Here is a 22,242-nt window from a genome sequence, read left to right on the forward strand (position 1 = left end):
AATGGTGGCTGATAGAAAAATAGACTGTTGTGTCGCAATTATAACCATCCACAAGCACATTACTGACGTATTCGCGTTACAACCTGTGAAGGCTGCGCAGTCAGACCCGTGCCCCGCCAAAGAATTCACCGCCGCCCACTGAAATCGCGCTCAGGCCAGCGGCCCGTTGAGCAAGGGCACAAAGCGCACGGCGCCGAGCACATGCCGGGAGAAGCCCTGCTCTTCACGAACGATCAGCATCAATTGCTGCACTTCCCCCGAACCCACCGGAATGACCAGGCGCCCGCCCGGTGCCAACTGGTCCAGCAACGCCTGGGGTACATCGGTGGCCACGGCGGTGACGATGATGCCGTTGTACGGCGCCAGCGCCGGCCAGCCTTCCCAGCCGTCACCCCAGCGGAACACCACGTTGCGCAGGTTCAGCTCCACCAGGCGTTCCTTGGCCCGGTCCTGCAGCACCTTGATGCGCTCCACCGAGAACACCCGCTCCACCAGCTGCGACAGCACCGCGGTCTGGTAGCCGGAGCCGGTGCCGATCTCCATGACCTTGTCCAGCGGCCCGGCCTCCAGCAGCAGCTCGCTCATGCGCGCCACCATGTAGGGCTGGGAGATGGTCTGGTTATGGCCGATGGGCAGCGCCGTGTCCTCGTAGGCACGGTGCGCCAGCGCTTCGTCGACGAACAGATGACGCGGGGTGCGGCGGATCACGTCCAGCACCCGCTCGTTGCTCACACCCTCTTCGTACAGGCGCTGGATCAGCCGCTCGCGGGTGCGCTGGGAGGTGAAACCGATGCCGCGACGGTTCAGGTCATCTTGTTCGCGCATCAGCGTAAGCCCTCCAGCCAGTTTTCAAGGCTGTCGAAGGCCGGGCTGAACGTGCGGTCCAGCTGCAAGGGGGTGACCGACACGTAGCCCTGCATCACCGCATGGAAGTCAGTGCCCGGGCCGCCGTCCTCGGCGTTGCCGGCCGCGGCTATCCAGTAGCCTTCCTTGCCGCGCGGGTCGACCACCCGCGTGGGCGCCGCCGCACGGGCGCGGTGGCCCAGGCGGGTCAGCTGGATGCCGCGGATGCGCGCAAGCGGCAGGTTGGGGATGTTCACGTTGAGCACCGTGCGCGGTGGCAGGTCCAGTTGCCCGTGGGCCTGGACCAGGTGCCGGGCGTACCAGGCCGCAGTGGCCAGGTTGTCGACCTGGCGCGAGAGGAACGAGAAGGCGAACGAGGTACCACCGAGGAAGCGCCCTTCCAATGCGGCGCCGACAGTGCCCGAGTACAGCACGTCGTCGCCCAGGTTGGCGCCCAGGTTGATGCCCGACACTACCAGGTCCGGCTCCTGCGGCAGCAGGCCATTGAGGCCCAGGTGCACGCAATCGGTGGGGGTGCCGTTAAGGCTGATGAAACCGTTGGCCAGGCGCTGCGGGTGCAGCGGCCGGTCCAGCGTCAGCGAACTGCTGGCGCCGCTGCGGTCGCCGTCGGGGGCAATGACCGTGCACTCGGCAAAGCCGGCCAGCGCATCATGCAGCGCGGCCAGGCCGGGGGCAGCAACACCATCGTCGTTTGAAATCAGAATACGCATGGGCTTTCCATCTGCCCTGCCGGCACCAGATCAACGAGCTCGCGCACCACCACGGTGGCAAAGCATCCGGCCGGAAGGACGAATTCCAATTGCAGAATGTCAGGCTCCGGATAATGCCACGCCAGCCCGCCGATGGGCAGCCGCAGGATGCGGCGTTCGTGCGCCATGCCCGCTTTTGCCAACCATTCACCGAGCGGCGCCAACCGCGCACCGACATTCTGTTCCAGTTCATGGATGGCGCCCGCGGCCGGCGAGTCACCTTCGCCCCACATCGGGCCGGTGGGGTGCAGGTCGAGAATGGCCAGGCGCGGGTCACTGCATTCGGCTTCGCCAGCCGGGAAGAAGCTGCGGCTGTCGGTAAACGCCAGCAGGTCGCCGACCTGCGCCTGGTTCCAGCTGCCATCGGCAACCCGCGCTGCCAGCACCTGGTTGAACAGGTAGCTGCGGGCCGTGGACAGCAGGCGCGAACGCACATTGCGCTGCTCGGGCAGCGCCTGGCGCTCGGCCCACTGGCGAGCGTCATGGACGTTGCCGCCCTGGAAGCCGAAGCGCTGGGTGCCGAAATAGTTCGGCACGCCGGTCTTGACCAGCTGGTTCAAGCGCGCGTCCAGCGCTGCATGGTCAGCCTCGAGCGCGGTCAGGCGCAGGGTGAAACCGTTGGCCGAATGCGCGCCGCGCTGCAGCTTGCGCTTGTGCCGGGCGATCTTGAGGATGCTCAGGGTTTCGTTTTCGGCGGCGCTCAGGTCCGGGTCGGCCTTGCCCGGCAGGTGCAGGCTGAACCATTGCCGGGTCAATGCCTGGCGGTCCTTGAGGCCCGCGTAGCTGACGGTACGCAGCGGCACGCCGGCAGCCTTGGCCAGGCGGCGGGCGGCCTCTTCGGTGTTGAGGTTGCGTTTTTCCACCCACAGCCACAGGTGCTCGCCCTCGCCCGCCAACGGGATGTCCAGCACCTCGTCGACCTGGAAGTCTTCGGCAGTGGCTTTCAGCACGGCGCGGCCCAGGGCCGGCCCGGCGGCGCAGGGGCCCAACAGTTCGAGTTCGGTCATGCTGGCAGCAACAAGGCGACGGCGTGAACCGCGATACCTTCCTCACGGCCGGTGAAGCCCAGCTTTTCGGTGGTGGTGGCCTTGACGTTGACCTGGTCCAGTTCGACCTGCAGGTCGGCGGCGATCAGGCTGCGCATGGTGTCGATGTGCGGGGCCATCTTTGGCGCCTGGGCAACTATGGTGGCGTCGACGTTGCCGACTTTCCAGCCCTTGGCCTGGACGATGCCGACCACGTGACGCATCAGCACGCGGCTGTCGGCGCCCTTGAATTGCGGATCGGTGTCGGGGAAGTGCTTGCCGATATCACCCAGCGCCGCGGCGCCGAGCAAGGCGTCGCTCAAGGCGTGCAGCAGCACGTCGCCATCGGAATGGGCGAGCAGGCCGAATTTATGAGCGATGCGAACGCCGCCCAGGGTAATGAAATCGCCGTCAGCGAAACGGTGCACATCGTAGCCGTGGCCAATACGCATAAAATAGGAAAGCCCTGAATGAGACAGGGCGTGATTCTACCTGCTTTATGTAACAACGGGGCCGCAAAAAGCGGCCCCGAAACGCCCTGAATCAAGGGCAAAACGACATCATTCAGCCAGTGCCGCGGCGTGGTGCCGCAGGTGGTCATCGATGAAGCTGGCGATGAAGTAATAGCTATGGTCGTAACCGGGCTGCATGCGCAGCTGCAGGTCATGGCCACCCACCTTCGCCGCCTGCACCAGCGCTTCGGGCTTGAGCTGGTTGACAAGGAAGTCGTCACGGTCACCCTGGTCCACCAGGAACGCCTGGGGCGCCTTGCTCTCGGCCATCAACACCGAGGCATCCCACTCGCGCCAGCGCGAACGCTCTTCGCCCAGGTAACGGGAAAAGGCTTTCTGCCCCCACGGGCAATCCATGGGGTTGCTGATGGGCGAGAACGCCGACACCGAGCGGTAGCGCCCCGGGTTGCGCAAGGCGCACACCAGCGCGCCGTGGCCACCCATGGAGTGCCCGCTGATGGCGCGACGGCCGGACGCCGGGAAATGCGCCTCCACCAGCGCCGGCAGCTCGTTCACCACATAGTCGTGCATGCGGTAGTGCTGAGCCCACGGCTGCTGGGTGGCATTGAGGTAGAACCCCGCACCCAGGCCGAAGTCCCAGGCGCCGTCCGGGTCACCCGGCACATCGGCGCCGCGCGGGCTGGTGTCCGGCGCAACGATGATCAGCCCAAGCTCGGCAGCCAGCTTGTGCGCGCCGGCCTTCTGCATGAAGTTTTCGTCCGTGCAGGTCAGCCCCGACAGCCAGTACAGCACCGGCAGGGTACCGCCCTGCTCCGCCTGCGGCGGCAGGTACACGGCGAAGGTCATGTCGCAACCCAGCACGTCCGAGCGGTGGCGGTAACGCTTGTGCCAACCGCCGGCGCTTTTCTGGCAGGAGATGTTTTCCAGGCTCATGGGCAACCTCAGAAGTGGATGACAGAACGGATGCTCTTGCCTTCGTGCATCAGGTCGAACGCCTTGTTGATGTCTTCCAGGCCCATGGTATGGGTGATGAAGGTGTCCAGCGGGATCTCGCCCTTCTCGGCCATTTCCACGTAGCTTGGCAGCTCGGTGCGGCCACGCACGCCACCGAACGCCGAACCGCGCCAGACGCGGCCGGTCACCAGCTGGAACGGCCGGGTGGAGATTTCCTGGCCCGCGCCGGCCACGCCGATGATCACCGACTCGCCCCAGCCCTTGTGGGCGCATTCCAAGGCGGCGCGCATCAGGTGCACGTTGCCGATGCACTCGAACGAGAAGTCGACGCCGCCGTCGGTCATGTCGACGATGACTTCCTGGATAGGACGGTCGAAGTCTTTCGGGTTGACGCAGTCGGTGGCGCCCAGCTGGCGAGCGATCTCGAACTTGGCCGGGTTGATGTCGATGGCGATGATGCGGCTGGCCTTGGCCTTGACCGCGCCGATGACCGCCGACAGGCCGATGCCGCCCAGGCCGAAGATAGCCACGGTGTCACCCGGCTTGACCTTGGCGGTGTTGAGCACCGCACCGATGCCGGTGGTCACGCCGCAACCCAGCAGGCAGACCTTCTCCAGCGGCGCTTCCTTCTGGATCTTGGCCACGGAGATTTCCGGCAGCACGGTGTACTCCGAGAAGGTCGAGGTGCCCATGTAGTGGAACAGCGGCTTGCCGTTGTAGGAAAAACGCGAAGTGCCATCAGGCATCAGGCCCTTGCCCTGGGTGGCGCGCACGGCCTGGCAGAGGTTGGTCTTGCCCGACAGGCAGAATTTGCACTGGCGGCATTCGGCGGTGTACAGCGGGATCACGTGGTCGCCCACGGCCACCGAGGTCACGCCTTCGCCGATGGCCTCGACAATGCCGCCGCCTTCGTGGCCCAGGATGGACGGGAAGATGCCTTCAGGGTCGGCGCCCGACAGGGTGTAGGCGTCGGTATGGCAGACACCGGAGGCGACCACACGCACCAGCACTTCGCCAGCCTTGGGCATGGCCACGTCGACTTCGACGATTTCCAGCGGCTTCTTGGCCTCGAATGCTACTGCGGCACGGGACTTGATCATCGCAACCTTCTCCTGAAGTGTTTAGGTAAGGCATTCAGTGTAATTCATGCAGCTTTGAGGAATAATCAAGCCAAAGGCAAAACATTATTGCCGCACAGGGACAATCATGAGCGATAACCGCTGGGACGGCATCGACGAATTCGTCGCCGTGGCCGAATGCAGCCACTTCACCGCTGCCGCGGAGCGCCTAGGCATCTCCTCGTCGCACATCAGCCGGCAGATCGCCCGCCTGGAAGAACGCCTGCAGACCCGCCTGCTGTACCGCAGCACCCGCCGGGTGACCCTGACCGAGGCCGGGCAGACCTTCCTGCAGCACTGCCAACGCCTGCAGGATGGCCGCGAGGAAGCGCTGCGGGCCATGGGCGACCTCAACAGCGAGCCCAAGGGGCTGCTGCGCATGACCTGCGCGGTGGCCTATGGCGAGCGCTTCATCGTGCCGCTGGTAACACGCTTCATGGGGCTGTACCCGCAGCTGCGGGTAGACATCGAGCTGACCAACCGCACCCTCGACCTGGTGCATGAAGGCCTGGACCTGGGCATTCGCCTGGGCCGCCTGCAGGACTCACGGCAGGTGGCCGCGCGCCTGGCGCCGCGGCGCATGTACCTGTGCGCGTCGCCCTCCTACCTTGAGCGCTATGGCCGGCCGCACAGCTTGTCGGAACTGGCGCGGCACAATTGCCTGGTTGGCAGCACCGACATTTGGCAATTGCAGAACGAGGGGCGCGAGATCGCCCAGCGCGTGCAGGGCAACTGGCGCTGCAACAGTGGGCAGGCGGTACTGGATGCGGCGTTGCAAGGAATGGGCTTGTGCCAGTTGCCGGATTATTACGTGCTGGAACATTTGCACACGGGTGCGCTGGTGTCGCTGCTGGAAGCGCACCAGCCGCCGAATACCGCGGTGTGGGCGCTGTACCCGCAGCAGCGGCACTTGTCGCCGAAGGTGAGGAAGTTGGTGGATTATTTGAAGGAGGGGTTGGCGGTGCGCCCCGAATACCAGGGCGGGCCCTGGACGCAGCCTTCGGCAGCTGCTACGCAAACCCTGTAGCAGCGGCCACAGGCCGCGTCCGGGAACACCTCGTTACTGATGCGATCGCTGCGCCCACCGCTGGCGCAACCACTCCAGGTCTTCAGGCCGGGTCACCTTGAGGTTGTCCGAACGCCCCTCGATCAGCCGCGGTGCCTGCCCGGCCCACTCCATGGCGGAGGCTTCATCGGTAATCGCCACGTCGGCCACCAGGCTGTCCGCCAACGCCCGGTGCAGGGCGCCCAGGCGGAACATCTGCGGCGTGTACGCCTGCCAGATGGTGCTACGGTCCACGGTTTCCGCCACGCGGCCATGGGCATCGGCGCGCTTCAGGGTGTCCTTGGCTGGCACCGCCAGCAGGCCACCCACGGGGTCGTGGGCCAATTCGCCCAGCAGCTTGTCGAGGTCGGTGCGCGCAAGGTTGGGGCGGGCCGCGTCGTGCACCAGCACCCAGTCGTCATCGGCAGCGCCTTGGGCGTGCAGATGCAGCAAGGCGTTGAGCACCGAGTCGGCACGCTCGGCACCGCCGGGGGCGCGCTGGATACGGGGGTCGCGGGCACTGGCCAGGTCAGGCCAGTAGGGGTCGTCTTCAGCCAGGCTGACCACCAGGCCCTTGAGGCCGGGGTGGTCGAGGAAGCAGTTCAGGCTGTGTTCGAGAATGGTTCGGCCGCCCAGTTGCAGGTATTGCTTGGGCCGGTCGGCTGCCATGCGGGCGCCAACGCCTGCGGCAGGAATGACTGCCCAGAAGGCAGGGGAGGAATAAGTCATTGAGCCAACTGGTAAAGGGTTTCACCGTCCTTGACCATGCCCAGTTCATGGCGAGCCCGTTCTTCGACGGTCTCCATGCCCTTTTTCAGTTCCGCCACTTCCGCGTCGAGAACGCGGTTACGCTCCAGCAGACGCTCGTTTTCGGCGTGCTGGTCGGCGATCTGCTGCTCGAGGCTGGTCACCTGGGCCAGGCTGCCGTTACCGACCCAAAGCCGGTATTGCAAACCACCCAGCAGCAACAGCAGGACAAGGAACAACCAATAGGGACTGCGCATCAAGGTATCCAGTGGAAATTAACGGCCGTACTGATGGCACGAAGCCTGGCTAGGCCAGGCTTTGTGCTGTACAGCGCTTGCTTTGTACCATCTAAAGCTTAGCCGCGAAACTCGGCACGGCCACGATAGACCGCCTTGGCGCCCAGTTGTTCTTCGATGCGCAGCAGTTGGTTGTACTTGGACACGCGGTCGGAGCGGCACAGCGAGCCAGTCTTGATCTGACCAGCGGCGGTACCCACGGCCAGGTCGGCAATGGTCGAGTCCTCGGTTTCGCCCGAACGGTGCGAAATGACCGCGGTGTAGCCGGCGGCCTTGGCCATCTGGATGGCTTCCAGGGTTTCGGTCAGGGTGCCGATCTGGTTGAACTTGATCAGGATCGAGTTGGCGATCTGCTTGTCGATGCCTTCTTTCAGGATCTTGGTGTTGGTGACGAACAGGTCGTCGCCGACCAGTTGCACCTTGTCACCCAGCTTCTCGGTCAACACTTTCCAGCCAGCCCAGTCGGACTCGTCCAGGCCATCTTCAATGGAGATGATCGGGAAACGCTCGGTCAGGCCTTTCAGGTAGTCGGCGAAACCGGCGGCGTCGAAGCTGTGGCCTTCGCCCGACAGGTTGTACACGCCGTCTTCATAGAATTCGCTGGCCGCGCAGTCCAGGGCCAGGGTCACGTCGGTGCCCAGCTTGTAACCGGCGTTGGCCACGGCTTCGGCGATGGCCGACAGCGCGTCTTCGTTGGAGGTCAGGTTCGGTGCGAAGCCGCCCTCGTCACCCACGGCGGTGTTCAGGCCACGGGCCTTCAGCACAGCCTTGAGGTGGTGGAAAATCTCGGTGCCCATGCGCAGGCCGTCGGAGAAGGACTTGGCGCCAACCGGCTGCACCATGAACTCCTGGATGTCGACGTTGTTGTCGGCGTGCTCGCCGCCGTTGATGATGTTCATCATCGGCACCGGCATGGAGTAGACGCCCGGGGTGCCGTTGAGGTTGGCAATGTGGGCGTACAGCGGGATGTCCTGGTCCTGGGCAGCAGCCTTGGCGGCGGCCAGGGATACGGCCAGGATGGCGTTGGCGCCCAGCGAAGCCTTGTTCTCGGTGCCGTCGAGTTCGATCATGGCGTGGTCCAGGGCCTTCTGGTCGGAAGGGTCCTTGCCCAGCAGCAGCGAACGGATAGGACCGTTGATGTTGCCAACTGCCTTCAGTACGCCCTTGCCCATGTAACGGCTCTTGTCGCCATCACGCAGTTCGAGTGCTTCACGCGAACCGGTGGAAGCACCGGACGGCGCGCAGGCGCTGCCGATGATGCCGTTATCGAGAAGCACGTCGGCTTCCACAGTGGGATTGCCACGGGAGTCGAGAACTTCACGACCTTTGATGTCGACGATTTTTGCCATTGTTATAAGCACTCCAAATTTGACCAAAACGACACTGCTGAGGGAAATCTGTTGTGGCCGAAGGCTCAATACGGCAGGCAGGCCTTCGGTCGACAAGGCTCTGGCCCGAGCGGGCCAGAGTGAATCGAGAGGTACTTTACCGGAAAAAAGCTGTTACGCGGTTTCTACCGTCGGAAAACTTTTAACCAGTTCGTCCAATGCCTTGAGCTGGGTCAGGAACGGCTCCAGCTTGTTCAGGCGCAAGGCACAAGGGCCGTCGCACTTGGCATTGTCCGGATCCGGGTGGGCTTCCAGGAACAGGCCCGCCAAGCCTTGGGACAGGCCGGCCTTGGCCAGGTCGGTGACCTGGGCACGGCGACCACCAGCGGAGTCGGAACGGCCGCCCGGCATTTGCAGGGCGTGGGTGACGTCGAAGAATACCGGGTATTCGAACGACTTCATGATGCCGAAACCGAGCATGTCCACGACCAGGTTGTTGTAGCCGAAGCTCGAACCGCGTTCGCACAGGATCAACTGGTCGTTACCGGCTTCCTCGCACTTGGTCAGGATGTGTTTCATTTCCTGCGGCGCGAGGAATTGCGCCTTCTTGATGTTGATGACCGCACCGGTCTTGGCCATGGCCACCACCAGGTCAGTCTGGCGCGACAGGAAGGCCGGCAGCTGGATGATGTCGCAGACCTCGGCGACCACGGCGGCCTGGGCCGGCTCGTGGACGTCGGTGATCAGCGGCACGCCGAAGGTCTTCTTCACTTCTTCGAAGATGCGCATGCCCTCTTCCAGGCCTGGGCCACGGTAAGAGGTCACGGAGGAACGGTTGGCCTTGTCGAAGCTGGCCTTGAACACGTACGGGATACCGAGCTTCTCGGTAACGCGCACGTATTCTTCGCAGACCTGCATCGCCATGTCCCGCGACTCGAGCACATTCATGCCACCGAACAAGACGAAAGGCTTGTCGTTGGCGATTTCAATGTTGCCTACACGGATGATTTTCTGGGCCATGCTGTATTACTTCCTTGATCAGGCTTTCTTCTGGTGTTGAGCCAGGGCTGCCTTGACGAAACCACTGAACAGCGGGTGGCCGTCACGTGGGGTGGAGGTGAACTCTGGGTGGAACTGGCAGGCCACGAACCATGGGTGGTCCTTGGCTTCGACCACTTCGACCAGGGCGCCGTCGCCAGAGCGACCGGACACCACCAGGCCAGCTTCGATCAGCTGTGGCAGCAGGTTGTTGTTGACCTCGTAACGGTGACGGTGGCGCTCAACGATGACTTCCTTGGCGTAGCAGTCGAACACCTTGGAACCGCTGACCAGCTGGCAGTCCTGGGCGCCCAGGCGCATGGTGCCGCCCAGGTCCGACGCTTCGGTACGGGTCTCGACCGCGCCGGTGGCATCTTCCCACTCGGTGATCAGGCCCACGACCGGGTGGCCGCTGCTGCGGTCGAACTCGGTGGAGTTGGCGTCTTTCCAGCCCATGACGTTACGAGCGAACTCGATGACCGCCACTTGCATGCCCAGGCAGATACCCAGGTACGGCACCTTGTTCTCGCGAGCGTACTGCACCGCGGTGATCTTGCCTTCCACGCCGCGCAGACCGAAGCCGCCCGGAACCAGGATGGCGTCGGCACCTTCCAGCAGGCCGGTACCCTGGTTCTCGATGTCTTCGGAGTCGATGTAGCGCAGGTTGACCTTGGTACGGTTGCTGATACCGGCGTGGCTCATCGCTTCGATCAGCGACTTGTACGCGTCCAGCAGCTCCATGTACTTGCCGACCATGGCGATGGTGACTTCGTGTTCCGGGTTCAGCTTGGCGTCGACGACCTTTTCCCACTCGGACAGGTCGGCACCGCCGCACTGCAGGCCGAAGCGCTCGACGACGAAATCGTCCAGGCCCTGGGAGTGCAGGATGCCCGGGATCTTGTAGATGGTGTCGGCGTCTTCCAGCGAGATCACCGCACGTTCTTCAACGTTGGTGAACTGCGCGATCTTGCGGCGCGAAGACACGTCGATCGGGTGGTCGGAACGGCACACCAGCACGTCTGGCTGCAGGCCGATGGAGCGCAGCTCTTTTACCGAGTGCTGGGTAGGCTTGGTCTTGGTCTCGCCAGCGGTGGCGATGTACGGAACCAGCGTCAGGTGCATCAGCATCGCGCGCTTGTTGCCCACTTCGAAGCGCAGCTGACGAATGGCTTCCAGGAACGGTTGCGACTCGATGTCACCCACGGTGCCGCCGATCTCGACCATGGCCACGTCGGCATCGCCGGCGCCCTTGATGATGCGGCGCTTGATTTCGTCGGTGATGTGCGGGATCACCTGGATGGTGGCGCCCAGGTAGTCACCACGGCGCTCCTTGCGCAGCACGTGCTCGTACACGCGGCCGGTGGTGAAGTTGTTGTTCTGGGTCATGGTCGTGCGGATGAACCGCTCGTAGTGGCCCAGGTCCAGGTCGGTCTCGGCGCCATCGTGGGTCACGAAGACTTCACCGTGCTGGAACGGGCTCATGGTGCCCGGGTCGACGTTGATGTACGGGTCCAGCTTCAGCATGGTGACCTTAAGTCCCCGCGCCTCCAGGATGGCCGCCAAAGATGCCGAAGCAATGCCTTTCCCCAATGAAGAAACAACACCGCCCGTGACGAAGATGTAGCGCGTCATGAAAAACCCTAGAAGTCTGCGTTAAAGCGGTCAGAGCCGCCGGGGAAAGCGAAGGAAGGCCGAAGCCCCCGATGGCCAAAAACGGTTTGGCAATCGGCAACTGCCGTGTTTGCTGAGCAAGCACAGAAGTTGTATCAAGAAGGGAGCGTAGTCTACCGGAAACAGCCTTTCATCTCAAACGTTGTGCGTTCGTCGGTGGCAGCCAGTGCAAATCCGTACCCTCGCCACCCTTGGCAGGCACGTTGGCCACCGCGCGCAGTTGACCGTCGACGAACAGCAACGGCAAGCGCCCGCGCACGAAGGGCGGCAGCCCGCTTTCGTTGAGCAGGCGCTTCAGGTCGCGGTGCCCGCGCCCCTCTATTTCCAGCACTTCGCCGCCCTCGCGGTAACGAACCTGCAACCGCCCCTGCGGCGCCAGGCCGCACAGCCGCACGTGGCCATTGCCCGGCAACGGCAGTGGCTCGGCCGGGGCAACCCAGTCGATCGCACCCTGGGGCGCCCGCAACCAGTCGTCGGCCAGCCACCATATGCGGCCACCGGCGCGCTGCAATTGGCCGTCGGCCAGCGCCCATATTGGGGTGGCGGAAGGAGCGGCATCACGCAAATCCTCCCAGCCGGCCCAGTGCTGCGTGTCCGGCAGGCGAGTCAGCGGTGCCAGCCAATGCTGCAGGGCATTGCGCTGACGGGCGTCGGACAGCGCCTGCAAGGCGTGCAGCTCCAGCGACGGCAACGTCAGCCAAGGGAATGGCGAGGGGCTGCCCGCTGCCTGCAGATCCTGCGCCGCCAACTCGGCCAGCAACACCTGGGCTTCCGCCAGGTGGCCGGCAGTGCGGGCGAAGGTCTGGGCGAACTGCGGCCAGCGCCGGGCGATCACCGGCAGCACGTCGTTGCGCAGGTAGTTGCGCGAGAACCGGGTATCGGTGTTCGACGGGTCTTCCACCCAGGCCAGCTGATGGGCGCTGGCGTACCGCTCAAGCTGCGCGCGGGAAACGTCGAGCAGCGGGCGCAGCAACCACCCCTGCCCCAACGCACGCTCTGCCGCCATGCCGGCCAGGCCGCGCACGCCGGCACCGCGCAGCAGGCGGAACAGCAGGGTCTCGGCCTGATCGTCACGGTGCTGGCCAGCGAGCAGCACCTCGCCTTTTCCCAGCACCTGCTCGAACGCCTGGTAACGCGCCTCGCGGGCCGCCGCTTCCAGGCTGGCGCCCGGCACCACCTGCACGCGCACCACGGTCAAGGGCACCCCCAGGCTGTCACACAGCTGCTGGCAATGCTGCGGCCACGCGTCAGCCGCGGCCTGAAGGCCGTGATGAACATGGATGGCGTGCAAGGGAGGAATAGATTCAGTGCGGGCCAGGGTGGCCAGCTGGTGCAGCAGGACGGTGGAGTCGAGGCCGCCGGAAAGGGCGATGTGCCAGCGTGGGGCGGTGCGCCATGGCGCAAGGCTTCGCAGCAAACTCTTCATCCCCTTCCCCATACGACATCAGCCTTGAAATGCATGTGGGAGCTGGCTTGCCAGCGAGCTTTTCGGGCGTCCCAAAAAACTCGCTGGCAAGCCAGCTCCCACAGGGCCTCCCCCACCGGGGAGGCTTTGCAGCGATGCTTACAGGCCGTAGCTCATCAGGCGGTCATAGCGGCGCTTGAGCAGCGCGTCCATGTCCAGGCCCTTGAGCATGGCCAGCTGCGAGCTCAGCTCCTTGCGGATGAGTGCCGAGGCGGCAGCCGGGTCGCGGTGGGCGCCACCCAGTGGCTCCGGGATGACCTTGTCGACGATACCCAGGCCTTTCAGGCGCTCGGCAGTGATGCCCATGGCCTCGGCGGCGTCCGGGGCCTTCTCGGCAGTCTTCCACAGGATGGAAGCGCAGCCTTCGGGCGAGATCACCGCGTAGGTGGAGTATTGCAGCATGTTCAACTGGTCGCACACACCGATGGCCAGTGCACCGCCCGAACCACCTTCGCCGATAACGGTGGCGATGATCGGGGTTTTCAGGCGCGCCATGACACGCAGGTTCCAGGCGATGGCTTCGCTCTGGTTGCGCTCTTCGGCGTCGATGCCCGGGTAGGCACCCGGGGTGTCGATGAAGGTCAGGATCGGCATCTTGAAGCGCTCGGCCATTTCCATCAGGCGGCAGGCCTTGCGGTAGCCTTCAGGGCGCGGCATGCCGAAGTTGCGGCGAACCTTCTCGCGCACTTCACGGCCTTTCTGGTGGCCGATGACCATCACTGGCTGGTCGTCCAGGCGGGCGATACCGCCGACAATGGCAGCGTCGTCGGAGAAGTGACGGTCGCCGTGCAGCTCATCGAACTCGGTGAAGATGTGCTGGATGTAGTCCAGGGTGTACGGACGGCGCGGGTGACGCGCCATGCGTGCGATCTGCCAGCTGGTCAGGTTGCCGAAAATGCTTTCGGTCAGGGTGCTGCTCTTGTCTTGCAGGCGCGAGATTTCATCGCTGATGTTCAGCGAATTGTCATTGCCGACCAGGCGCAGCTCTTCAATCTTGGCTTGCAGGTCAGCGATCGGCTGTTCGAAATCAAGAAAATTCGGGTTCATAGGCATCCGTCTTGGGTCGACGGCCAAGCGGCCGGCCGGTTGATCCGTTAAGCGCCCCACCATACGGGAAAGGGCGCATTGAGGTCGAGTTTAACGATCTGGGTCGAGTCTAGTCACCTTTGACAGGCTCAACGATATTGCAGGAAGACGTTCTCACGCCCGAACTGGTCACGCAGCGCTTGTATCAAACCATCACCTGGATCAATTCGGTAGTCCTCGCCGAACTGCAACAGCGCCTTGGCGTCGGGCCCGGTGTACTCCATGGTGATCGGGCAGGCGCCACGATGGCGCTTGCACAGCTCGCCCAGCCAACCCAGGCGGTCGCCCTTCAGGGCGTCGGCGTGCACCTTCAGGCGCAGGCTCTCGGCAAGGTTGGTGCGCGCGTCTTCCATGGTCATCACGCGGTTGACCCGCAGGCGCAGGCCGCCGGAGAAGTCGTCGTTGCTGACCTCGCCTTCCACCACCACCATGGCGTCGGTCTGCAGCAGCGACTGGGCGGCCATGAAGGCGTCGGCGAACAGCGACGCTTCAATGCGCGCCGAGCGGTCGTCGAGGGTGATGAACCCCATCTTGTCGCCCTTCTTGTTCTTCATCACCCGCAAGTTGATGACCATGCCCGCCACCGTCTGGGTACCGCGGGCCGGTTTCAGGTCGATGATGCGCTGGCGCGCGAAGCGGCGGATCTCGCCTTCGTATTCATCAATCGGGTGACCGGTGAGGTACAACCCCAGGGTCTCCTTCTCGCCACGCAGGCGCTCCTTGAGGGTCAGCTCCTTGGCCTTGCGGTGGCTGGCATAGACGTCGGCGTCCTCTTCCACGAACAGGCCGCCGAACAGGTCGATGTGGCCGCTGTCATGGCTGCGCGCCGTCTGCTCGGCCGCCTTGATCGCCTCTTCCATGGCCGCCAGCAGCACGGCACGGTTGCGGTCGATGTTGGCCAGGTACGCCTTGCTCTCGTCGTGGAAATACGGGCCCAGGCGGTCCAGCGCGCCGCTGCGGATCAGGCCGTCCAGGGTGCGCTTGTTCACGCGCTTGAGGTCGATGCGCTCGCAGAAGTCGAACAGGTCCTTGAACGGCCCCGCCTGACGCGCCTCGGTGATGGCTTCCACCGGGCCTTCGCCCACGCCCTTGATGGCGCCCAGGCCGTAGATGATGCGGCCTTCGTCGTTCACCGTGAACTTGAACTCCGAGGCGTTCACGTCCGGCGCGTCGAGGCGCAGCTTCATGGTGCGCACTTCCTCGATCAAGGTCACGACCTTGTCGGTGTTGTGCATGTCCGCCGACAGCACCGCGGCCATGAACGGCGCCGGGTAGTGGGCCTTCAGCCAGGCAGTCTGGTACGACACCAGGCCGTACGCGGCGGAGTGGGATTTGTTGAAGCCGTAACCGGCGAACTTCTCCACCAGGTCGAAAATGTTACCGGCCAGGTCCGCGTCAATGTTGTTGGTGGCGCAACCTTCAATGAAGCCACCGCGCTGCTTGGCCATCTCCTCGGGCTTTTTCTTGCCCATGGCCCGGCGGAGCATGTCGGCGCCGCCGAGGGTGTAGCCGGCCATGACCTGGGCGATCTGCATCACCTGTTCCTGGTACAGGATGATGCCGTAGGTCGGAGCCAGCACCGGCTTCAGGCCTTCGTACTGGTAGTCGGAATGCGGGTACGCCAGCTCGGCACGGCCGTGCTTGCGGTTGATGAAGTCGTCCACCATGCCCGATTGCAGCGGGCCCGGACGGAACAGGGCCACCAGTGCGATAAGGTCTTCCAGGCAGTCGGGCTTGAGCTTTTTGATCAGCTCTTTCATGCCGCGCGACTCAAGCTGGAACACGGCCGTGGTCTCGGCCTTCTGCAGCAGGGTGTAGGTCGGCTTGTCATCCAGCGGGATGAAGGCGATGTCCAGCGGCTCCTCGCCCACCTTGGCACGGTCGCGGTTGATGGTCTTCAGCGCCCAGTCAATGATGGTCAGGGTACGCAGGCCGAGGAAGTCGAACTTCACCAGGCCGGCCGCCTCCACGTCATCCTTGTCGAACTGGGTCACCAGGCCATCACCGGCCTCGTCACAGTAGATGGGCGAGAAGTCGGTAAGCTTGGTGGGGGCGATAACCACGCCACCGGCGTGCTTGCCGACGTTACGCACCACGCCTTCGAGCTTGCGCGCCATCTCCCAGATTTCAGCCGCCTCTTCATCCACCTTGATGAAGTCGCGCAGGATCTCTTCCTGCTCGTAGGCTTTTTCCAGGGTCATGCCCACTTCGAACGGGATCATCTTCGACAGGCGGTCGGCCAGGCCGTAGGACTTGCCCTGCACCCGCGCCACGTCGCGGACCACCGCCTTGGCGGCCATGGAACCGAAGGTGATGATCTGGCTTACGGCGTTGCGGCCGTATTTCTCGGCCACGTAATCGATTACCCGGTCGCGGCCGTCCATGCAGAAGTCGACGTCGAAGTCGGGCATGGAGACCCGTTCCGGGTTGAGGAAACGTTCGAACAGCAGGTCATATTCCAGCGGGTCGAGGTCGGTGATCTTCTGCACATAGGCCACCAGCGAGCCGGCACCCGACCCCCGGCCAGGCCCTACCGGCACGCCGTTGCTCTTGGCCCACTGGATGAAGTCCATAACGATCAGGAAGTAACCGGGGAAGCCCATCTGGATAATGATATCCAGCTCGAAATTCAGCCGGTCCACGTAGACCTGGCGGCGGGCTTCGTAGTCTTCGGTGGTGTCGCGCGGCAGCAGCACGGCCAGGCGTTCTTCCAGGCCGTCGAAGGACACCTTGCGGAAGTACTCGTCGATGGTCATGCCATCGGGAATCGGGTAGTCGGGCAGGAAGTGCTTGCCCAGCTTGACGTCGATGTTGCAACGCTTGGCAATCTCGACGGTGTTTTCCAGGGCCTCGGGCAGGTCGCTGAACAGCGCGTGCATTTCCTCGGCGCTTTTCAGGTACTGCTGGTCGCTGTAGTTCTTGTTGCGGCGCGGGTCGTCCAGCGCCCGGCCTTCACCGATGCACACACGCGTCTCGTGGGCCTCGAAGTCTTCCTGGCGGATGAAGCGCACGTCGTTGGTGGCCACCAGCGGCGCGCCGAACTTGTCGGCCAGGGCCACGGCGGCATGCAGGTATTCTTCATCGTTGGTGCGGTTGGTGCGCTGCACTTCCACGTAGAAGCGCTCGGGGAACACCGCCATCCACTCCTGCAGCAGCGCTTCGGCGTCCAGCGGGTTGCCGCCCAGCAGCGCCATGCCGATCTCACCTTCCTTGGCCGCGGACAGGCAGATGACGCCCTCGCTGGCTTCGGCCACCCACTGACGGTCGATGATCACCTGGCCATTGCGCTGGCCATCGATAAAGCCGCGGGAAATCAGCTCGGTGATGTTGCGGTAGCCCACGGCGTTCATCGCCAACAGGCTAATGCGGCTCAGCGGGCCATCGGGATCCTTGTTCGCCAGCCACAGGTCGGCGCCGCAGATCGGCTTGATGCCGCCGCCCATGGCCGTCTTGTAGAACTTGACCAGCGAACACATGTTGTTCTGGTCGGTCACCGCCACGGCGGGCATGTTCAGCCCGGTCAGGGCCTTGACCAGCGGCTTGATACGCACCAGGCCGTCGACCAGGGAATATTCGGTGTGCAGGCGAAGATGAACGAAAGAAACCGACATGGTGATCCTATAGGTGCACAAAACAACAAAGCCCGGATTGTACCGGGCCTTGATCAAAACATCAGCCAGCTCAGCTCAGCGACATGTCCGGGTCCAGCAGCGCCCGCGCCTCATACGCCTGTCGCACAGGTGCAAACGAACGGCGGTGGATAGGCGTAGGCCCCAGGCGCGCCAGGGCTTCCAGGTGCACAGGCGTGGGGTAGCCCTTGTGGCCGCCGATGCCGTAGCCAGGGTAGATCAACTCGAACGCTGCCATCTCGCGGTCACGGCTGACCTTGGCCAGGATGGAGGCCGCGGCAATCGCCGGCACCTTGGCATCGCCCTGCACCACCGGGGCGCTGGGCACCGCCAGTTTCGGGCAGCGGTTGCCATCGATCAACGCCAGCTTGGGGGTGATGTGCAAGCCTTCCACTGCGCGCTGCATGGCCAGCATGGTGGCGTGCAGGATGTTCAGCTCGTCGATTTCCTCGACCTCGGCGCGGGCGATATGCCAGCTGAGGGCCTTTTCACAGATTTCGTCGAACAGCTTCTCGCGCTTGGCCTCGGTCAGCTTCTTGGAGTCGTTGAGCCCCAGGATTGGCCGGTTCGGGTCGAGAATCACCGCCGCGGTGACCACGGCGCCACACAGCGGGCCACGGCCCACTTCGTCGACGCCGGCCACCAGGTCTTCGACCAGGGTGTAGTCCAGGCCCATTTGCATTTGTGAGGTCATTGTTTCGCCAGCAGTGCCAGCACGCCTTCCGCAGCCTGGTTGGAGGCATCGCGGCGCAGGGTGCGGTGAATGTCGTCAAAGCCCAGGGTCTGTTCCTGGCCGTTGTCCAGCAAGGGTAGCAGCGTTTGCACCAGGGCTTCGGGGGTGGCGGCGTCCTGCAGCAACTCGGGCACCAGCATGCGCTGGGCCAGCAGGTTGGGCAGCGACACGTACGGGCTTTTCACCATACGCTTGAGAATCCAGTAGCTGAGCCCCGCCAGGCGGTAGGCGACGACCATGGGGCGCTTGTACAGCAAGGCCTCAAGGGTTGCCGTGCCAGAGGCGATCAACACCGCGTCGCAGGCTGCCAGGGCGCGATGGGACTGGCCGTCGAGCAGGGTCAGCGGCAGGTCACGCCCCACCAGCATGGCCTCGATCTGCGCCCGGCGTGCGGCGTTGGCGCACGGCAGCACGAAGCGCAGGCCCGGGCGCAATGCCAGCAGACGCTGGGCGGTATCAAGGAACAGCTCGCCCAGGCGCCCTACTTCGCCACCGCGGCTGCCCGGCATCAGCGCCACCACCTGGCCGTCCAGCGGCAGGCCAATCTCGGCGCGCGCCTGGGCACGGTCGGCCTGCAGCGGGATGGTGTCCGCCAGCGAGTGGCCGACAAAGCGCACCGGCACGCCCTTTTCTTCGTAGAATTTCGCTTCGAAGGGGAACAGGGTCAGCATCAGGTCGCAGCCCTCGCGAATCTTCAGCACGCGCTTCTGCCGCCACGCCCACACGGACGGGCTGACGTAATGCACGGTCTTGATTCCGGCCTGGCGCAATTTGAGTTCGATGTTGAGGGTGAAATCAGGGGCGTCGATGCCGATGAACACGTCGGGCTTGCGCTCGATCAGCGTCTGCACCAGCAGCTTGCGCCGGGCCAGCAGCTCACGCAGGCGGCCCAGCACTTCCACCAGGCCCATCACGGCCAGGCGCTCCATGGGGAACTCGGACACCAGGCCCTGAGCTTCCATGAGCGGGCCACCCACACCCATGAACTCGATGTCCGGGTGGCGCGCCTTGAGGGCGTGCATGAGCCCGGCGCCGAGGATATCGCCACTGGCCTCGCCCGCCACCAGGGCGACGCGCAGCTTGCCTGGCAATGCCATCAGCGGGTAATGCCGCGGGTCGAGTTCTGGATGGAGCGCAGGAACACGTCCACTTCAGGGTGCTGGGCAGCCGGCTCGGCCAGCTCGGCAATAGCCTGCTCGACGGTCAGGCCCTGACGGTAGACCACCTTGTAGGCGCGGCGCAGGGCATGAATGACCTCGTCGCTGAAACCACGACGGCGCATGCCTTCGAAGTTCATGCTGCGCGCTTCGGCGGGGTTGCCGAACACGGTCACGTACGCAGGCACGTCCTTGCCGATGGCCGTGCCCATGCCGGAGAAGCTGTGGGCGCCAATGTGGCAATACTGGTGGACCAGGGTGAAGCCGGACAGGATAGCCCAGTCATCCAGGTGCACGTGGCCGGCCAGCGCCGTGTTGTTGACCAGGATGCAGTGGTTGCCGATCACGCAATCATGGCCGATGTGGGCATAGGCCATGATCAGGTTGTGATCGCCCAGGGTGGTTTCCGCGCGGTCCTGGACAGTGCCGCGGTGGATGGTCACGCCTTCGCGGATCACGTTGTGGTCACCAATGACCAGGCGCGTGTCTTCACCCTTGTACTTGAGGTCAGGGGTGTCTTCGCCTACCGAGGAAAACTGGTAGATGCGGTTGTGCTTACCGATTTTGGTCGGCCCCTTGAGAATCACGTGGGGGCCGATGACGGTCCCCTCGCCGATTTCAACGCCAGCGCCGATGATCGACCAAGGGCCGACCTCGACGCCGTCAGCCAGAATGGCAGACGGGTCGATGATGGCGCGAGGGTCAATCAAACTCATAGCTTGCGTTCCGCACAAATGATTTCAGCCGAGCACACCGGCTTGCCGTCAACGGAAGCCGAGCACTCGAATTTCCAGATCTGACGCTTGCAGCTGATGAACTTGGCTTCCAGGATCAGTTGGTCGCCCGGCAGCACCGGCTGGCGGAAACGCAGTTTGTCGGAACCCACGAAGTAGTACAGGGTACCGTCGGCCGGTTTCACGTCCAGCATCTTGAAACCAAGAATACCAGCTGCCTGGGCCATTGCCTCGATGATCAGCACGCCCGGCATGATCGGGTGCGCAGGAAAGTGGCCGTTGAAGAATGGCTCGTTGATGCTGACATTCTTGTAGGCGCGAATGCGCTGTGCCTCGACGTCCAGCTCCACTACACGGTCCACCAGCAGGAACGGGTAACGGTGAGGCAGGTATTCGCGAATCTCGTTGATGTCCATCATTTCGGGGGGAAGCCTGTATAAAAGATAGGGAGCGCGCGACTGACGCGCAGCACTCCTATTGCAAATCAAGGAGGCAGTTTAGCGGCTGTGCACACTTGATATGGAATTGGTATCAGCCATCAGATGACGCTTTGTCGCCCGGGGTCACGGCTTCGACACGCTTTTCTACCTGTTTGAGACGACGGAACATGTCATCGATCTGTCGCAGGCGTGCCGCGCTCTTGCGCCACTCGCCCGCTGGCTGCATCGCCGTGCCCGAGGAATAGGCCCCTGGCTCGGTAATGGAATGGGTGACCATGGTCATGCCGGTGATGAAGACACCGTCACAAATATCAATATGGCCCACCAGGCCCACGCCGCCGGCCAGCATGCAGTTCTTGCCGATTTTGGTGCTGCCGGAGATGCCGACACACGCCGCCATGGCGGTGTTGTCGCCGATCTGCACGTTGTGGGCGATCTGAATCTGGTTGTCGAGCTTGACGCCGTTGCCAATGACCGTGTCAGCCAGCGCGCCGCGGTCTACCGCAGTGTTCACGCCGATTTCCACGTCATTACCGATGCTGACGCCACCGATCTGGGCGATCTTGTTCCACACGCCCTTCTGGTTGGCAAAGCCGAAGCCCTCACCGCCCAGCACCGCGCCCGACTGAATGACCACGCGGTCGCCGATGCGCACGTCGTGGTACAGGGTAACGCGCGGGGCCAGCCAGCCGCCTTCGCCGATCACGCAGCGCGCGCCGATGAAGCAGTGGGCACCCACGGTGGTGTCGGCGCCAATCTGTGCGCCGCTTTCAATCACCGCGAATGCACCGATGCTGGCACTGGGGTGCACCACCGCGTCGGCCGCCACCACGGCGCTGGCATGAATGCCGGCAGCTGCCTTGGGCTTGGGGTCGAACAGGTGGGAAACACGTGCATAGGCCAGGTACGGGTCGTCGACCAGCAACGCGGCACCCGCATAGCCTTCCGCGTCGGCAGGCTTGAGCAGCACGGCTGCGGCGGTGCAGTCAGGCAGGAACTTGCGGTACTGGGGGTTTGCCAGGAAGCTCAACTGACCAGGGCCGGCCTCTTGCAAAGTGGCCAGCCCGGTAATTTCGGTATCCTCGCTGCCCCGCAGGGTCGCACCGAGGAACTCGGCCAATTGGCCGAGCTTCAGGGTTACAGTCATGATCAGCGCGCTTTGTTCATGCGCTCGATGACTTGGCGAGTGATGTCATATTGCGGTTTGACATCGATCACAGCGCCACGCTCGAGTACCAGGTCAAAGCCGCCATTCTTGATGACTTCTTCAACAGCGCCATCCAGCTTCGGCTTCAGCTGCTTGAGCATGTCGCGGTCGGCGTTGGCCTTGGCTTCGTTCAGCTCCTTGGACTGGAACTGGAAGTCACGGGCTTTCTGCTTGAAGTCCAGCTCCAGCTTCTCGCGGTCAGGCTGTGGCAGCTTGTCGCCACCGTTCACCAGGCGATCCTGGATACCCTTGGCGCTGCTTTCCAGGGCCTTGAGCTTGGTCAGTTGCGGACCGAATTTCTTCTCGGCGTCCACGGCGTATTGCTTGGCCGCATCAGATTCCAGCAGGGCCATCTGATAGTTCAGCACGGCAATTTTCATGTCGGCAAACGCTGGGGTAGCGGTAGCGGCCAGGGTGGCTGCCAGAAGAACCATTTGTGTCAACTTGCGCACGGTGCACTCCTACGGAAACTGTGGTCGGGCA

General features: G+C 63.7%; 21 protein-coding genes. 1 reads left to right on the forward strand and 20 read right to left on the reverse strand.

What is annotated here, in order from left to right; genetic code table 11:
- Positions 1-150: 150 nt before the first annotated feature.
- The 6 genes from AC0SZ7_RS08355 to AC0SZ7_RS08380 all read right to left on the reverse strand — a co-directional run bounded on the left by AC0SZ7_RS08355 (position 151) and on the right by AC0SZ7_RS08380 (position 5,165).
- Positions 151-825 carry a protein-L-isoaspartate(D-aspartate) O-methyltransferase gene (locus AC0SZ7_RS08355; protein ID WP_475503952.1) on the reverse strand — a complete coding sequence of 225 codons (675 nt, stop codon included), beginning with the start codon at positions 823-825 and terminating at the stop codon, positions 151-153.
- Positions 825-1,574, reverse strand: a complete 750-nt coding sequence (gene surE / locus AC0SZ7_RS08360) for a 5'/3'-nucleotidase SurE (RefSeq protein WP_475503953.1) — start codon at positions 1,572-1,574, stop codon at positions 825-827. Before surE ends, AC0SZ7_RS08355 begins: the two co-directional genes overlap by 1 nt.
- The gene (truD, locus tag AC0SZ7_RS08365) at positions 1,562-2,620 is read right to left on the reverse strand and encodes a tRNA pseudouridine(13) synthase TruD (RefSeq protein ID WP_475503954.1); all 1,059 of its coding nucleotides are present in this window, start codon (positions 2,618-2,620) and stop codon (positions 1,562-1,564) included. The genes surE and truD overlap by 13 nt, the downstream gene beginning before the upstream one ends.
- Entirely contained in the window at positions 2,617-3,090 is a 474-nt protein-coding gene (ispF, locus tag AC0SZ7_RS08370) for a 2-C-methyl-D-erythritol 2,4-cyclodiphosphate synthase (protein ID WP_475503955.1), read from the reverse strand. Before ispF ends, truD begins: the two co-directional genes overlap by 4 nt.
- A gap of 108 nt (positions 3,091-3,198) precedes the next feature.
- Positions 3,199-4,044 carry an S-formylglutathione hydrolase gene (fghA, locus tag AC0SZ7_RS08375; RefSeq protein WP_475503956.1) on the reverse strand — a complete coding sequence of 282 codons (846 nt, stop codon included), beginning with the start codon at positions 4,042-4,044 and terminating at the stop codon, positions 3,199-3,201.
- Between the two features lie 8 nt (positions 4,045-4,052).
- Positions 4,053-5,165, reverse strand: coding sequence for an S-(hydroxymethyl)glutathione dehydrogenase/class III alcohol dehydrogenase (locus tag AC0SZ7_RS08380; protein ID WP_416422861.1), 1,113 nt, complete (start codon positions 5,163-5,165; stop codon positions 4,053-4,055).
- Between the two features lie 106 nt (positions 5,166-5,271).
- On the opposite strand from AC0SZ7_RS08380, the gene AC0SZ7_RS08385 reads away from it, so the two are divergent.
- Complete coding sequence (locus AC0SZ7_RS08385; RefSeq protein ID WP_475503957.1) at positions 5,272-6,210, forward strand: LysR substrate-binding domain-containing protein; 939 nt, start codon at positions 5,272-5,274, stop codon at positions 6,208-6,210.
- A 33-nt stretch (positions 6,211-6,243) separates the two neighbouring features.
- Here the strand turns inward: AC0SZ7_RS08385 and ispD are convergent, their stop codons facing one another.
- The 14 genes from ispD to AC0SZ7_RS08455 all read right to left on the reverse strand — a co-directional run bounded on the left by ispD (position 6,244) and on the right by AC0SZ7_RS08455 (position 22,211).
- The gene (ispD, locus tag AC0SZ7_RS08390; protein ID WP_475503958.1) at positions 6,244-6,957 is read right to left on the reverse strand and encodes a 2-C-methyl-D-erythritol 4-phosphate cytidylyltransferase; all 714 of its coding nucleotides are present in this window, start codon (positions 6,955-6,957) and stop codon (positions 6,244-6,246) included.
- Positions 6,954-7,232 carry a cell division protein FtsB gene (gene ftsB, locus AC0SZ7_RS08395; protein WP_158153563.1) on the reverse strand — a complete coding sequence of 93 codons (279 nt, stop codon included), beginning with the start codon at positions 7,230-7,232 and terminating at the stop codon, positions 6,954-6,956. Before ftsB ends, ispD begins: the two co-directional genes overlap by 4 nt.
- 98 nt (positions 7,233-7,330) lie before the next feature.
- A complete protein-coding gene (gene eno / locus AC0SZ7_RS08400) occupies positions 7,331-8,620 on the reverse strand; it encodes a phosphopyruvate hydratase (RefSeq protein WP_475503959.1) in 1,290 nt (429 codons plus the stop codon).
- 153 nt (positions 8,621-8,773) lie between these two features.
- The gene (gene kdsA, locus AC0SZ7_RS08405) at positions 8,774-9,619 is read right to left on the reverse strand and encodes a 3-deoxy-8-phosphooctulonate synthase (RefSeq protein ID WP_475503960.1); all 846 of its coding nucleotides are present in this window, start codon (positions 9,617-9,619) and stop codon (positions 8,774-8,776) included.
- Between the two features lie 18 nt (positions 9,620-9,637).
- A complete protein-coding gene (locus AC0SZ7_RS08410; RefSeq protein ID WP_475503961.1) occupies positions 9,638-11,269 on the reverse strand; it encodes a CTP synthase in 1,632 nt (543 codons plus the stop codon).
- 169 nt (positions 11,270-11,438) lie between these two features.
- Positions 11,439-12,734, reverse strand: coding sequence for a tRNA lysidine(34) synthetase TilS (tilS, locus tag AC0SZ7_RS08415; RefSeq protein WP_475503962.1), 1,296 nt, complete (start codon positions 12,732-12,734; stop codon positions 11,439-11,441).
- Between the two features lie 138 nt (positions 12,735-12,872).
- A complete protein-coding gene (locus AC0SZ7_RS08420; protein WP_475503963.1) occupies positions 12,873-13,820 on the reverse strand; it encodes an acetyl-CoA carboxylase carboxyltransferase subunit alpha in 948 nt (315 codons plus the stop codon).
- A 128-nt stretch (positions 13,821-13,948) separates the two neighbouring features.
- The gene (gene dnaE / locus AC0SZ7_RS08425) at positions 13,949-17,470 is read right to left on the reverse strand and encodes a DNA polymerase III subunit alpha (protein WP_475503964.1); all 3,522 of its coding nucleotides are present in this window, start codon (positions 17,468-17,470) and stop codon (positions 13,949-13,951) included.
- Positions 17,471-17,540: 70 nt separating this feature from the next.
- Positions 17,541-18,170: a ribonuclease HII gene (gene rnhB / locus AC0SZ7_RS08430; protein WP_473006818.1), complete on the reverse strand. Its 630-nt coding sequence runs from the start codon at positions 18,168-18,170 to the stop codon at positions 17,541-17,543.
- A gap of 8 nt (positions 18,171-18,178) precedes the next feature.
- Entirely contained in the window at positions 18,179-19,312 is a 1,134-nt protein-coding gene (gene lpxB, locus AC0SZ7_RS08435) for a lipid-A-disaccharide synthase (protein WP_475504104.1), read from the reverse strand.
- A gap of 5 nt (positions 19,313-19,317) precedes the next feature.
- Complete coding sequence (gene lpxA / locus AC0SZ7_RS08440; protein WP_475503965.1) at positions 19,318-20,094, reverse strand: acyl-ACP--UDP-N-acetylglucosamine O-acyltransferase; 777 nt, start codon at positions 20,092-20,094, stop codon at positions 19,318-19,320.
- A complete protein-coding gene (fabZ, locus tag AC0SZ7_RS08445; RefSeq protein WP_475503966.1) occupies positions 20,091-20,531 on the reverse strand; it encodes a 3-hydroxyacyl-ACP dehydratase FabZ in 441 nt (146 codons plus the stop codon). Before fabZ ends, lpxA begins: the two co-directional genes overlap by 4 nt.
- A gap of 112 nt (positions 20,532-20,643) precedes the next feature.
- Complete coding sequence (gene lpxD / locus AC0SZ7_RS08450; protein ID WP_475503967.1) at positions 20,644-21,699, reverse strand: UDP-3-O-(3-hydroxymyristoyl)glucosamine N-acyltransferase; 1,056 nt, start codon at positions 21,697-21,699, stop codon at positions 20,644-20,646.
- A gap of 2 nt (positions 21,700-21,701) precedes the next feature.
- Positions 21,702-22,211 carry an OmpH family outer membrane protein gene (locus tag AC0SZ7_RS08455; RefSeq protein ID WP_475503968.1) on the reverse strand — a complete coding sequence of 170 codons (510 nt, stop codon included), beginning with the start codon at positions 22,209-22,211 and terminating at the stop codon, positions 21,702-21,704.
- Positions 22,212-22,242: the final 31 nt, after the last annotated feature.

Source organism: Pseudomonas sp. JC1203 (genome assembly GCF_056175065.1).